Source organism: Sphingobacterium sp. BS-2 (genome assembly GCF_046161205.1).
In the GTDB taxonomy this organism is placed as follows: domain Bacteria; phylum Bacteroidota; class Bacteroidia; order Sphingobacteriales; family Sphingobacteriaceae; genus Sphingobacterium; species Sphingobacterium mizutaii.
Window position 1 is genome coordinate 338,727 of sequence record NZ_JBIXGO010000019.1, and the last position, 14,336, is coordinate 353,062.

Annotated in this window: 12 protein-coding genes; 9 read left to right on the forward strand and 3 right to left on the reverse strand. The window is 41.5% G+C overall.

Annotated features, from left to right (window positions below; all coding sequences use genetic code 11):
• Window positions 1-8 precede the first annotated feature (8 nt).
• Together ACK2WI_RS13345 and ACK2WI_RS13350 are read left to right on the forward strand one after the other, a co-directional pair.
• The gene (locus ACK2WI_RS13345; protein ID WP_093101265.1) at window positions 9-479 is read left to right on the forward strand and encodes an Lrp/AsnC family transcriptional regulator; all 471 of its coding nucleotides are present in this window, start codon (window positions 9-11) and stop codon (window positions 477-479) included.
• 9 nt (window positions 480-488) lie between these two features.
• Window positions 489-1,553 carry a DUF6695 family protein gene (locus tag ACK2WI_RS13350; protein WP_093101267.1) on the forward strand — a complete coding sequence of 355 codons (1,065 nt, stop codon included), beginning with the start codon at window positions 489-491 and terminating at the stop codon, window positions 1,551-1,553.
• Window positions 1,554-1,558: 5 nt separating this feature from the next.
• Here ACK2WI_RS13350 and ung read toward each other — a convergent pair whose 3' ends face one another.
• Window positions 1,559-2,230 (reverse strand): uracil-DNA glycosylase, encoded by a 672-nt coding sequence (ung, locus tag ACK2WI_RS13355; RefSeq protein WP_409151320.1) that lies wholly within the window; start codon window positions 2,228-2,230, stop codon window positions 1,559-1,561.
• Between the two features lie 96 nt (window positions 2,231-2,326).
• Between ung and ACK2WI_RS13360 the strand changes: the two genes are divergently transcribed.
• Complete coding sequence (locus ACK2WI_RS13360) at window positions 2,327-2,866, forward strand: hypothetical protein (protein ID WP_093101271.1); 540 nt, start codon at window positions 2,327-2,329, stop codon at window positions 2,864-2,866.
• Window positions 2,867-3,022: 156 nt separating this feature from the next.
• Here the strand turns inward: ACK2WI_RS13360 and ACK2WI_RS13365 are convergent, their stop codons facing one another.
• Both ACK2WI_RS13365 and ACK2WI_RS13370 read right to left on the reverse strand, forming a co-directional pair.
• On the reverse strand, window positions 3,023-4,183 hold the full coding sequence (locus tag ACK2WI_RS13365; RefSeq protein ID WP_409151322.1) for a dipeptidase: 1,161 nt from the start codon (window positions 4,181-4,183) through the stop codon (window positions 3,023-3,025).
• Window positions 4,183-5,913, reverse strand: coding sequence for a serine hydrolase domain-containing protein (locus tag ACK2WI_RS13370; RefSeq protein WP_409151324.1), 1,731 nt, complete (start codon window positions 5,911-5,913; stop codon window positions 4,183-4,185). Before ACK2WI_RS13370 ends, ACK2WI_RS13365 begins: the two co-directional genes overlap by 1 nt.
• Before the next feature lie 88 nt (window positions 5,914-6,001).
• Between ACK2WI_RS13370 and xseA the strand changes: the two genes are divergently transcribed.
• From xseA to ACK2WI_RS13400, 6 genes are all read left to right on the forward strand, one after another.
• Window positions 6,002-7,273 carry an exodeoxyribonuclease VII large subunit gene (xseA, locus tag ACK2WI_RS13375; protein ID WP_409151515.1) on the forward strand — a complete coding sequence of 424 codons (1,272 nt, stop codon included), beginning with the start codon at window positions 6,002-6,004 and terminating at the stop codon, window positions 7,271-7,273.
• Entirely contained in the window at window positions 7,263-7,490 is a 228-nt protein-coding gene (gene xseB, locus ACK2WI_RS13380) for an exodeoxyribonuclease VII small subunit (RefSeq protein WP_409151326.1), read from the forward strand. The genes xseA and xseB overlap by 11 nt, the downstream gene beginning before the upstream one ends.
• Before the next feature lie 195 nt (window positions 7,491-7,685).
• On the forward strand, window positions 7,686-10,400 hold the full coding sequence (locus ACK2WI_RS13385; RefSeq protein ID WP_409151328.1) for a TonB-dependent receptor: 2,715 nt from the start codon (window positions 7,686-7,688) through the stop codon (window positions 10,398-10,400).
• A 15-nt stretch (window positions 10,401-10,415) separates the two neighbouring features.
• A complete protein-coding gene (locus tag ACK2WI_RS13390; RefSeq protein ID WP_409151330.1) occupies window positions 10,416-11,621 on the forward strand; it encodes a DUF4876 domain-containing protein in 1,206 nt (401 codons plus the stop codon).
• Between the two features lies 1 nt (window position 11,622).
• On the forward strand, window positions 11,623-13,131 hold the full coding sequence (locus ACK2WI_RS13395) for a DUF6850 family outer membrane beta-barrel protein (protein ID WP_409151332.1): 1,509 nt from the start codon (window positions 11,623-11,625) through the stop codon (window positions 13,129-13,131).
• An 8-nt stretch (window positions 13,132-13,139) separates the two neighbouring features.
• Window positions 13,140-14,264, forward strand: coding sequence for a cytochrome-c peroxidase (locus ACK2WI_RS13400; protein ID WP_409151333.1), 1,125 nt, complete (start codon window positions 13,140-13,142; stop codon window positions 14,262-14,264).
• Window positions 14,265-14,336: the final 72 nt, after the last annotated feature.

The following is a 14,336-nucleotide window of genomic DNA, read 5'->3' on the forward strand; positions in this document are numbered from 1 at the left end:
AAAAGCCTATGTCTTACCAACCAGATAAAACGGACTTGAAGATCCTAAAGCTTCTTCAGGAGAACGGAAGGATAACTAATTTACAATTGGCGACCAATATTGGTCTCTCGCCTGCCCCTACATTGGAGCGTGTTCGTAAATTGGAGAACTCTGGTTTCATCAAAAGTTACCATGCTTTTGTTGATGAGGAGAAGCTAGGATTAGGGATAAAATCATTCATCCAGATCTCTCTTGATTTCCATACCCATAATGCCATTCCGGAATTTGTTGAAGCCGTTCGTGCCATTCCAGAAGTGACCGAATGCCACCACGTTACGGGGAATTGCGACTTTATGCTGAAAGTGTATGTTAAAGACATTAAGGCATACGAGGCCGTGATTATGGAAAAGATTTCAAAGATCCCATTTGTGAAGACTTTCCAAACCATGATGATCATGTCCACCAGTAAAAAAGAACCAATTGTACCATTAGAATATTAATATTTAAAGATGGCATATCAAGATTCTGCAATCATATTGACATGGCCAGATGCTACCATACGTGGGGATGAAAAATGGATGATGTTTTTCAAAAAGATTGGTATTGTCAAAAATTTAAACTTCAAGGTTGGGCATACGGGCGTCGTGCTGGTCAATCACCAGACGGGCGAGTTGCTTTTCTATGATTTTGGCCGATATATTACCCCTCGCGGCTATGGACGAGCGCGATCCAAGGATTCGGACCCCATGTTGGAGATCAAGGTGAAGGCCAAGTTTAAGCATGGCCATATCGAAAACATCCAAGAGATCATTGCTGCCATCGAACCCCTGAAAGGCGCGATGTATGGCGAAGGAAGGCTCTTTTTTAGTGTTGCCAACGATATCAATTTTGAAATCGCGAAAGATTATGGTGACAAATGCGTAGAAGAGGGTACTTACCCCTATGGCGCAGTGGCAAAGAACAACAACAACTGTTCGCGGTTCATTACCAGGATGTTGATGAAGGCTTCCAAGAAATACCATTTCTGGCATGGAATCAATCTTCCGGAGACCATAAAAGCGAGCCCAATCAGCAATATTGTTAATGTAAGCAAGACCAGGGTCGTGAACAGCTATAGTCCTTCTGATGGTTTTCAGTCGTTTAAGATGGACCGATGGAAATCTTTCTTTTTCTTGGTGAAGCAGTTAGGGGATAATGTGTTCAGGAACAAGGCGAACTTATTACCCAACGATCTGATCATTGGTGCGGTGAATTTCGGCTCTAAGCCTATCTCTGTTCCTAAGCATGCGAAATATCTTGGTGGTGTGGGCGATGGTGCTTGGTATTATCTTTATGAAAGACCAGATTCGCAGATCGAGATCAGCCGTTATTCTACTTTGGGGAACCTGGAGTACGTAGTGCTGGGTGAAGCGACTCAACCGGTGGATTTCCATGAGGATTGGGAAATAACCTATGATAGCCACCTGAAGTTCACCCATATCTTGCAGAACAATCAGAAGATTCGGATCAATCATATTGAAGTTCTTTCTACAGAGGACTATAAGTTCAAAAATTTGTTAGAGAGATATGCTTAAGGCCTTTACACCTGCCAGTCAATAGCTTGTTTACCATGTTGTTGCAGGTAGCTGTTGGCTTGGGAGAAATGTGCGCATCCAAAGAATCCCCGGTAAACCGATAGTGGTGAAGGGTGCACTGCTGTCAATATGAGGTGTTTGCTGCTGTCGATCAGCGCTGATTTTTTAATGGCATAGCTTCCCCATAATACAAAGACCACATGTTCACTTTGATCTGAGATTGCCTTGATGATTTCATCCGTAAAGTATTCCCAACCTTTCTTCTGGTGCGAACCGGCTTCATGTGCTCTGACCGTTAGGGTGGCGTTCAGGAGCAATACGCCCTGTTTTGCCCATTTGGTCAAGTCGCCATGGCTAGGATAGGTAAAGCCAGGGATGTCGGTGACCAATTCGGTATAGATATTCCTTAAGCTTGGCGGGATCGCAATTCCTGCAGGGACAGAAAAAGAAAGTCCATGCGCTTGTCCATCGTTGTGGTAAGGATCTTGGCCAAGGATCACTACCTTAAGGTCTTGAAAAGGGGTCAACTTAAAAGCATTAAAAACCAAATCTTTCGGGGGAAACACTTTGTGCAAGCTTCTTTCCTTTATTACAAAATCAGATAAGTCCTGTAAAACAGAGCTATTGAATAAGGGCTTAATGATAGGTTCCCAAGATGAATCAAAACGATCAGACATATGTTTATATAAAATTTTACATTATTTTGCTGTAAACAAGTTGTATACTACAGCAATTTAACGGATATTTGCAAACTTACAGTATTAAGCATAATTATGTCAAATCTAGTTCGCATTATAATTTGTAGTTTGTTGGTAGTCGGAACGGTTGCATTGTTCTGGATTGGTCAATGGGGCTGGGGGATTTTAGCAATCCTGATTACTATTTTAGCTTGGGTAACCGTTTTCTTCAACGAGAAGATGCTTATCGCACAATGGTTCTTGCGCAAAGAACGCATGGACAAGGCTGAGGTTTGGCTTAAGAAAATCAAGAACTACGAGACTGAGTTAATCTCTGCTCAATATGGTTATTACCACATGCTTTTGGGCTTGATCGAATCGCAAAGAGCACCTTTACAATCAGAGAAATTTTTCAAGAAAGCCTTGGCAATGGGCTTGCATATGGACCATAACGTTGCATTAGCGAAGTTAAGCTTAGCGGGTATCGCCATGGCGAAACGTAATAAGCGCGAAGCTGAGAAGCTTCTGGCTGAAGCTAAGAAGGCCGATAAGAACAAATTGCTGGAAGAGCAGATCAAATTGATGAAGAATCAAATGGGTATGATGGACAAACAACAGTTCCGTTACTCGAGATAACAAAATATTTAAAAAAGAGAAGGGTGGATTTTTATAAAAATCCACCCTTCTCTTTTTTAGACAGCAGTCATTAGATTGGGTAGGACTGCCAACTATTTCAACTATTTCTAATAAGAAGCAAGAAAGGTCTATTGTGTATTGTCTTATATCTATAACCTATTTCTCATTCTCCTTAAGGACTCTCAGAAAGTTTAATCCCATGATTTTGGCTACATCTTCTTTGCTATAACCTCTTTCTAAAAGAGCCTTGGTCAGGACTGGGAATTTCGTTACATCTTCTAGTTCTTGGGGAGGGGATTCAATACCATCAAAGTCAGATCCAATCGCTACATGATCAATGCCTGCCTTGGCGACCAAATGGTCAATATGCTTTAGCACATTCTCAAATGGGGCGTTGGCTTCATGTTTTTGCTTTGCTGAAAGTGCTCCGTACATCTTGCCTACCGATATTTCTTTGTTTGTGCTATCTTTCTTGTGAGTTTTGTAGTAGAGTTTTTTGACTCTTTTCGGGTAGTTGGAATCCAGGAATTCCGAATAGAAATTAACACCAACCACTCCACCATTCTTCTTTAAGGCTTCCAATTGGGCATCTTTCAAATTACGGTAATGCGGAGTCAATGCTGCTGCATTGCTATGGGACACCAACACTGGTTTGCTTGTGATGCTTAATACATCATAAAATGTTTGTTCGCCGGCATGGGAAAGGTCGACCATCATGCCGAGCTCATTCATCTTGCGGATGATTTCTTTACCGTGTTCGGTCAATCCCTTTCCTTTTTTGTCCTTGGTCTTTACCTCCATCGCTGCAGCAGTGACCCAAGGCAGGTTATAGTTCCAGGTAAGGGTTAAATAGCGTGCTCCACGGTTGTAAAGCGCTTCAAGGTTGTCCAGGCGCTCCTCGATCATATTACCTCCTTCTATTCCGATCAGGGCAACGATCTTTCCGTCTTTGTTGATTCGTTCGATATCAGCTGAACTTTTTGCCAGTTCAATCTTGTCGGGATTATTGGCAATCAATTTCTCCAAAGCGTCTATTTGGTCATTGGCATGTTTATAGGCATTCTTCTTCCATTTCTTGTCATCAGACCAAACGGCAAATACCTGCACATCCACCCCACCTTCCTTCAGTCTTGGTAAGTCTGTGTGGCCGGTTTTGATTCGTTTGCCGATGTCTTTGCCGGGCAATATGCTTTCCACGATAACGTCATTGTGGCCATCAACAACGATCAGGTCTTGGTGTATCTGTTTATAGTCTTGCCCCATACTGGCAAAAATAGCTCCTCCAAAAAGGATGGTCAATAAAAACTTCTTTTTCATTATTTAGCGTTAAAAATGGTTTCGTAGATCACATCCTGTATACGGCTCCGTACGTTTAGATCATAGATTTTTGTAGATACTTGCGGATGTACTCTGTTTGACAAAAATATATAAATCAATTGGTTATTTGGGTCTACCCATATACAAGTTCCTGTGTATCCGGTATGGCCGTATACAGAGGGGTTCGCCAATTTAGATGGATAGTCTGCTCCTTTCTTAGGATCATATCGGTCAAATCCCAAGCCTCTGCGGCTTGTTTTAGACTGCTTTGAAGTAAATAAATCGACAGTCTCCGGTTTGTAATACCTCACACCACCGTATTCGCCTCGATTCAGCAAGAGCTGTCCGTAGATAGCCAGGTCGTTCGCAGAAGCAAACAACCCTGCATGTCCTGCCACTCCGCCCGCCATTGCTGCGCCTTCATCATGCACATAACCTTGCAAGAGAACCTTACGGAAGGCGGTATCCTGTTGGGTAGGTATAATTTGATCTTTTCTGAAACGATCTCTTGGTAGATAGCCAGCGGTTTTCATTCCAATTGGTCTGTACAATAAATCTTGTACATAGTCCTGCATTGGGGTCGAGGTCTCATGTTCCGAAACCTCCTTCATCACATACATGCTGATATCCGAATAGACATAATTACCAATCGGCTTTACCGGAGAGTTCAACATCTCTGGCCACATGACATCCCTATAGTAGTTGTTTTTTAGATAAGCATTGTCAGCAACTTTGACTTGATGGTTTTCATCTTTTGTGCTCTGTAGATCGCCTGGTTTTAGATTTTTATAAAATGGGATAAACGGAGTGAAACCTGCTTCATGCAACAGGACGGTACGCAGGGTGATATTGGCTTTATTGCTTTGTTTGGCTTGCCACAGGTAATGGCCCATGGTGCTGTCCAAATTGATAATATTGTTTTCTTGCAGATGCATCACGACCGGTGTTGTTCCTGCTATTTTACTGATAGAGGCTAGGTCATAGATATCATATATGCTATTGGCCTGCTTTTTCTCGTACGTATGATAACCGTAAGCCTTTTCAAAGATTACCTGTCCATCTTTTATGGCCATGACCATCATGCCCGGTGCAGCATGCTGTTCAACTGCATCTTTGGCGATGGCATCAATTTGGTTGGTCATTTTTGCGATATCCAGCCCCGATTGTCTACCTTTGCTGTACTGTAATCTTGTTTGGGTCGTTTTATTCGTTCCTGCGGTGATGCCTAAACCCCCGAAGATCGACATCGCTGCGTTCTCTTGGGCTTCTTCTTCCAGACTAGGCGCTGTCAATATACTTGCAAAGCGACCTAAGTTGGCAGCAGACAAGCCAATATTGATGTAATTGATATCCTTACCGAATTTACAAAGAATGACATCCTTCCGATTAACAGCTGATTGGATGACCATAGCCAATTGTCCTGGTCTAAACTCTTCTTCCGTTCCTGCAACGATGATGGTATTGTAGTATTTTGTATGCTCATCATATTGGTCAAAACCAAAACTTTTCACTTCCCCATAGCGTTGTAATTGCTGGATGAAAGGCCCATATTTTACGCTGTCTGCACTGATCACAGCAATCCTACGTTCATCCAAGCGCTTAAAAGGCAGGATGTTCCTTTGGTTGTTGAGAAGAACTGTTTGATTAGTGATGACCTGTTTATACTGCGCTTGACTGATGGAATACCCGCATAACAGGAATATTGTAAGGAGGTTTAAAAAACGAATCATAATTGTTTTTAGGATTTCTTATTGTAAATGTACTAATAAAACGCACAAACACGCATTCCCGACGTGTAATAATTCTGTATATTTGAGAATGCCCGAATTGATGGACAATAAAACCGTTTTCACACTCCTAGAGGTATCTCGAAGCATTCAAAAGACTATTGCTGAGCGATACAAGAGTCTTTATTGGATTAAGGCGGAGATGAATAAATTGAACCATTATTCCCATTCAGGGCATTGCTATCCCGAATTATTAGAGAAAAAAGAAGGTAAGGTGGTTGCAGAGATGCGGTCTATTTTATGGAAGATGGACTACCAACGCATAAACAGGCAGTTCTTGGAAGTCCTTGGCGAACCCTTAAGGGAAGGCATTACCATGCTCTTCCAAGCCGGCATATCCTATGACCCAATGTACGGTTTCAGCCTTAAGATAGTAGATATTGACCCGACTTTCGTTCTTGGCGAACTCGAAAAAGAGAAACGAGAAAGCATCAAGAAACTCACAGAAGAAGGTATTTTTGATGCAAATAAAAGACTCCCATTTCCCCTTATTCCAAAGCGCTTGGCGATTATCTCCGTAGAAACCAGCAAAGGGCTTTCCGATTTCTTTAAGATCATCAATGGCAATCCTTGGGGTTATAAAATAGAATGCACCCTGTTCCCCGCCTTGTTGCAAGGCGATAAATCCATCAGTTCCATTATTAAACAGTTGGAGGTTATTGCCAATAAATTGGAGGATTTTGATGCCGTTGCGATCATTCGTGGTGGTGGAGGTGATGTAGGATTGAGCTCCTATAACAATTACTTCCTGTCCAAAGCTATCGCCATTTTCCCGATCCCCGTCCTTACTGGAATTGGTCACTCGACGAATGAAACCGTCAGTGAGATGGTCGCTTATAAGAATGCCATTACTCCCAGTGAACTTGCCGACTTCCTGCTACAGAAGTTCCACAACTTTGCCATTCCTGTAGATAATGCCCTAGAAAGAATGGTGAGGGCGGTTAGAAGGAACTTTGAAGAGGAGAATCTCAAATTAAAACATATCGTTTCATCCATTTCCTGGAACTCAAAGACCCTATTATTAAAAGACAAGGCAGAAATAAACAGCCTGCAAACCCATCTAATCAGGTTCAGTAGGCAAAACATCAAGGAAAATCAAGCGCAATTGCAGCATTTGGAACGGATGCTGGGAATCGTGAATCCCATCCATATTTTAAAAAGAGGCTTCAGCATCGTTAGAATAGATGGTAAATCTGTCCATAAATTGGATCAGGTCGAAATAGGGGCCGAATTGGAAATCCAATTGGAAGACGGAAAGATTATTTCTAAAGTAATTAACAAAGAATCAAACCATGGAAAATAAATACAGCTATAAAGATGCATTCGAGGAACTTCAGCTTATTGTCTCCGATATCGAATCTGGAGATATTGCTGTCGATGAACTCACTGCCAAGATCAACAGGGCTTCTGAACTTTTGACCATCTGCAAGGCTAAACTAACAGCTTCAGAAGCAGAAGTAGAAAAACTACTGCAGAAACTGGAGAATGAAAACAAAACTGGAGAATCAGATTTTGAATAATTCCAGCAACCTTTTTCAGGCTTTTCGCCATCTAAATTAAATCAATCAGCATATAACTTCTTGGAGTTAAAGGAAAAGCTATTTCTAAAAGTAAATATTTTTGCGTTATTTTGCGCTGTTTAGAATTAGTCTTAATTGCCCTTGCTCAAAAACATCTACATATTACTAGTCTTCCTGAGCCTTCCATTTGTATCATTGGCTCAGTTATTCTCTATTTCTGGTTCCGTTGAGGACAGCAAAGGGCAGGCATTGAGCAATGTGAATATTGAGATCTCAGAGAAGCCTAATTTTAATAGTTTAAGTGATGAACAAGGTTTGTTTATCATTCAAAATCTACCCCAAGGCACCTATCAACTTAAGTTTTCCCATATTGGTTTCAAGCCGATTACTAGGACCATCAAACTCGATAATAACCGCGAGACCCACATTGTTTTCAATCAGGACGAGGTCAATATCGATGAGGTATATGTGACAGCAAAAGAGTCCAAGAACATAGGAACGAGTTCGATTATCACCCGAGATGCCATGCAGCATCTGCAACCTTCGAGCTTTACAGACCTGTTGGAATTATTACCGGGAGGTCAAACCAAGAATCCCGATCTTGATCAAGTCAACGGTATCAATCTGAGGACCGCCAATGGAGCATCCATGTCCGCTTATTCGACCGGTTCTTTAGGAACCATGTTTTCTGTGGATGGAATGCAGCTGAATTCGCAGTCCATGATCGATCCGACAGCAGGCTTTGGATTAGGTCAGGGGAGCATGAATGATGGCCGGATTACTTCCAATATTGGTGTTGATATGCGAACCATTGCCACGGATAATATTGAAAAAGTAGAAATCATCCGCGGTATTCCATCTGTGGAGTATGGTAACTTAACGTCGGGGGTAGTGCTGATCGATAGAATTAAGGGCTATGAGCCTTGGACCGCTCGAATAAAGGCTGATGGCTTCAGTAAACTAGTAGGACTTGGTAAAGGCTTTGAATTCGATTCTTATAAACTAAATATTGATGCTGGTTATTTAAACTCGAGAAGCAACGTCACAGATATCTATAATACTTTCAAAAGAGTAAACACGTCCATTAGGGGAGAAAAGACCTATAGCTTAACCAATTATAGGTTCATTTGGAACCATGGCTTGGACTTCAATACTACGATCGACAATGAAAGGTTCGATCCTAATAATGACTATAAGCTCACCGACAATTACAAAAACAATGTACAGTTCTTTGGAGTCAATAATACGTTCAAATTATTCTCTTCCAATCCTAAATCTACCTTTAGGAGTGTTTCCTTAGGCATTAATGCTAGGCTCTCATCCAATCAAATCGATATGCAAAAGCTGGTGCAGGCTAGATCTGCCAGCATTTTGATGAATTCCTTGGTTGATGGAAGCCATGAAGCGACATTTCTTACCCCTACTTATGTTGCTGACTTTAAGTCTGATAGCAGACCTTTGGATATTAACCTGAAACTGATGGGGAACTGGAACTTTCATAAGTTATTCAAGCAACAGCTCAAAGCAGGTATTGAATATGCCTATGCCAAAAACCTAGGCTTGGGGCCACAGTACGACCTTGATTTTCCAATTAGCACTTCGATCAACTCCAGACCGAGATCCTTGCGATCTATTCCTGCGATGAGTAATCTCTCCCTTTTTGCGGAAGACAGATTCTTTATCAATATGGGCGATTTCCTTTTTGAGAATAGCTTAGGGGTCAGAGCCTTTAGCTTGACGAATCTAAACAAGGAATATGCGCTTGCAGGCAAAGTTTTTGTAGATCCGCGATACAATGGAAGATTGCATCTGCCACAAACGAAGGTCTTTGGAAAGCAGTTGAAATCCAACATCTTTGCGGGTTATGGTATCCAAACCCTTACTCCTAACCAGAATCTTCTATACCCAGAAAACTTTTATAGGGATATCCCGGAACTGGTCTATTACCATAATAACCCCGAATATAGGTTAGCATGGGCAAAAACCAGCATTGTCAACCCTGTTAATTATGAATTGCAGGCGGCGAAAAATATTAAATGGGAAATCGGAACCCAGTTGGACTTTGAAGGAAACACCTTCTCCATCAACTACTTCAATGAGAAGATGGATAATGGATTTAGGAATATATCCGTATTCAATGCCGTTTCCTTAAGGAAATACAATGTGACATCTGTCGATCCCAATACCCTGACCGCCAAGCCGTCAATTGAGGACTTCAGCTATGTCGATCAAGCCGAATTCCATGCCTACAATCAGAATTCAAACGGAAGCATCACCGAAAAAAAAGGGTTGGAATACAACTTTAGCTCCAAGCGTATCCAAGGGATCAACACCAGATTTACGGTAAATGGGGCTTGGTTTAAGACATTCAATGCCAATAACCAACCCATAGCGGAGGTAATCAGTCCACTGGAAATTACGGATGGCAAGGTTAGACAATATGTTGGTGTATATGCCAATGGCAATACTGGCGGGCATTATGAGAGTTTCAATACCAATCTTACGGCCGATTCATTTCTGCCAAAACTGGGTTTGAACCTATCCATGACGGTACAAAGTTTTTGGTACAAATCTAACCAGCGATTATTTAGGGATAACCTTCCGATTGGCTATTACGATATCAACCAAACCTATCATCAATATACCGAGGCGGACCGAACTGATCCAGTCCTTCGCCTATTGGACAGGAAGATCGACCCTTATTTATACAATGAATTCAAAGAACCTATTGATCTGCTTGTCAATTTCAAGGCGACAAAGGTTATCAAAAATAGAGTTAGGGTAGCCATGTTTGTTAACAGGCTCTTTATTTACAAGCCTGATTATACCCAGTACGGCAATCAATTTATCAGAAGGAATAATCCAGGGGACAGCCCTTATTTTGGAATGGAAGTAAATATTAAAATATAATAGATAGAATAAACGATGAGAAATTTAACAAAGTTTAAATTGATGTTTTTATGCTTGATGCTTTTAGGCATGAGCTCTTGCATGAAAGATGATTTTTTAGAATCTAGGTCAGAAGTTTTAATCGAAGTCGACAAGTCCAGTTTGCAAGGAGAATATAAGCTTAACAATGTGCGCATTACTTTGCAAGAAACCAACACGGAAGTCACTACGGCAGCAACATTAGTAGAAGGTGCTGATACGGCAAAGACTACCTTGGCTTACGGTACTTATACCGCTACTTTGGATGGTGACATCGTCATTAAAGTTGGCGATAAGGATAAGGAAATGAAAATCAAAGCCCGTAAAGAAGGAATCGTAGTCAATGCTGCGAACACCAGCATTAGCTTGGAAACCTTCCTTTCAGATCCAACTGCAAATTTTGTTTTCAAAGAGATTTTCTTCACCGGAACTTCTACTGAAGCAGGCAAACTATATAATGGAGATAAGTATTTCATCCTCCACAACAACTCATCCGATACGCTATATGCTGATGGCTTGTTTATAGCCCAGTCTGATTTTCTAACCGTAAATAGAAGGAATTATACCCCTGATGTGATGAAGGATGCCTTCACCTCTAAGCAGATTATCATGATTCCGGGAACAGGAAGACAACATCCAGTTGCTCCTGGCGATGATTTGATCATTGCCAACAATGCAATCGACCATACGCAGGTTAATCCAAAATCATTCGATCTATCCAAAGCAGATTTTGAGATCGAGCTGATCGGTACCATCAACATCGATAACCCAAGCGTTCCAAATGCGATCAATGTTTCAGGAAACTTATTGATGCATAACAATGGCCATCAATCCTATGTTATGGGAAGATTCCCGGAAGGAGTAACCATTGAGAAATTCAAAGCCGAAAATGCATATTCCTATAGCTATATCGCGGAGTCGGGTAGAGAAATGAAATTTGACTCCTTTAAAATCCCTAATTCTTACATCACGGATGCGGTCAATGTTTCTGCTAAAACCACCTTTGCATGGTTGGTAACCGATAGTTCATTGGATATGGGCTGGACTTATGCAAGCCAAGCACTAGGCGATGACACACGTTTCGGCAAGTCTGTGATTAGAAAATCAATCGGAAACTTGGAGAATGGAAAGCCGTATTTAAAGGATACCAATAACTCTACTGAAGATTTTACACCTTCATCAAAAGCACTGTTGCTACCATAACATGTTAAGAATTTTATCCACGGTTGTTATATGCTGCTGTTTTGTCTCTTTAGGCAAAGCACAGGATTCCCTAAGCGTAAATGCTATGGGGGTCAGAGAACGTATGGATATCAGTAGGACTTTCCGAAATTCCATGTACGAAAGTCCTGCTTTAAAACCATTCCAATACCAACAATCGTTAACTCCTGTTGAGCTATCCTATTTTTCCGACAATAAGGATAGTTATACTTTGCAAAGAGGCGCTGGAGACCAAGGTTTTAGATTCAATACCGAGTCTTACCAAAAAGACGCTTTCCCTAATATCACCTTATGGGGAAAAGCAAAATACGAAAACAAGAAAATCCAAGGCCTTAAGTTCAATGAAAACTCGGATTTCGAGGTTTTGTTCCCTTATTTCACCGCAGATTCTGTTGGCGGAGATTTACATTCAGAGCGCTATCAGTTCTCTGGAGGTATAGCCAAAGAGATCGGAAAATGGGTCATCGGGGGAGAAGCTGGCTATAAAGCCACCCTTTCCCATCGAAAGGTTGACCCAAGACCAGAGAACAACAGTAGCACGCTCCAGCTTGGTTTTGGGGCTTCTTACCAAATCTTGCCTCAATATATCCTCAGTGCAAACCTAGGGTATCAATTCTATAAGCATAGGAATAAACTATCCTTTCTTAGCCAATTGGGAAAACCTCCCGTTTTTTATATGAACGGTTTAGGGGCATATAATAAAATGCTTTCAGGCTTATCCAGCGAAAGTGATGTGATTCTCTATGAGATGAATGGCTTCGATGGAAAGATTTCATTTCTGCCCAAAGGGGATTCTGGATTTCTTTTTGAAGCAGGTCTGTCCCAACAGACCGGTTCCCGCACTTTATCCTCTTCTAGATCCAACGCCAATGATTGGACGGACCAAGTGATTGCTGGAAAGATCGGCTATCTGCATAAGTCTAATGATTGGAAATACGGTGGAAATGCCTCCTTGGACTTGCAAACTCGTAAAGGAGTGGAAGGCTTATTCCATAATGATGGGTCCTCATTAGGACTTATCAAGATTTCCGAAGTATCTTCTTATCGGTATTACCATTTCAACTACCACTTGGAAGCCATTGTAGGAAAAGAGGACTGGACGGTTAAACCTTATGCCAATTTCACGCAATTTAAAGAACAATATGTCAATCCTTTCCGCGAGCAATTGGCTGATATGCTGAATATTGGGGTTGAAGGACAGTATTTATGGGATTTAAAGAGCGGTTTATTTGGAATTAGTTTAAATTTGCAGAAGCAAAAGCTGCTGAAAAGCAGATCCCAGTTCAACGGAATCAAACAGGGAACTGGCATTGCTGATATGCTTCAACAGAACTACAACTACCTAACAGCCGAACCTTTCTCCATCGGAGCTCGCGCCAGGTATGATTTTGTAGCATCTAAGCAGATCAAACCGTTTGTGCAGGCAGAGGGTCTTTCAGCTACTGAAATAAAACAAAAGTATTATTCATTGACCATTGGGTTGATGTTTTAGAGATAGAGATGAAAAAAGTATTAGCGATCGGGTTGATTTTAGGAATGTGCATTTTAAGCACGGCATTCCTGAGTGATAAAGGGATTCAAGATTTGCGAAGCCTTTACAGTAAGCCAATCAGTGAATGGCCAAAACCTACCATTGATTCTGGAGTGAATTATGAAGAATTCAAATCACTTCCGAAAATCGATACCAGCTATTTTTCCTTGATGGAACAACCTAAGGTGAAGCTGGGAAAACTCCTTTTCTTTGATCCCATCCTATCTGGCTCCAATCAGATCTCCTGTAGTTCTTGCCATAATCCTCAGACTTCTTTCGGTGACCATTCAACGGTACCCGTTGGCCACGATCATTTAGTCGGAGATAGAAATACCATTTCCCTGATGAATGTAGGCGAGCGCAAAACAATGTTTTGGGATGGAAGAGCACATTCTCTAGAAGAACAGGCTTTGAGCCCTATTGAAGCCCATAACGAAATGGCAATGGAACTAACCAAATTGGTCCCTAAACTGAAAGCTATTCCAGAATACAAAGAACTCTTCAAAAAGGCCTTTGGCGATGATGATTTTTCTATGCCAGAGATCATGAGTGCCTTAGCTACATTCCAGCGCACCATTACCAGCAGAAGAAGTCGTTTCGATGAATTCCTAGATGGTAAATATGATGCCTTGAATGATGATGAAATCGCAGGCTTGCACCTTTTCCGCACGAAAGCCCGCTGTATGAACTGCCATAATGGTCAGTACTTTACAGACGAGGATTTCCATAATATCGGTCTCACATACTACAAAAGAAAGTATGAAGATTTAGGCCGTTATAAAGTGACCAAAGACCCCAAAGACGTCGGTAAGTTCAGGACTCCATCCTTGAGAGATGTGATGAATACCAACCCTTGGATGCATAATGGGCTGTTCGATAATATCATCGGAGTGATCAATATGTATAATTCAGGGATGGCAATGAACAATCCGAGAAATGCAGAACAGGAGGCCGATCCGATGCATCCAAGGATAGATCCTTTGATGAAAAAATTGGATCTGAGCAAGGAGGAAATCCGCCAAGTTGCTGCGTTTTTGGATGCGATAACCGCTACAAAATATCGCATGCCGAGACCTGAAAAACTTCCACGATAAGATTGTAACTATTTCAAAAGAAAACGTTTTTCTTTGGATTAGCGGGCTCATTTTCACGAGTTTTGCCTAACT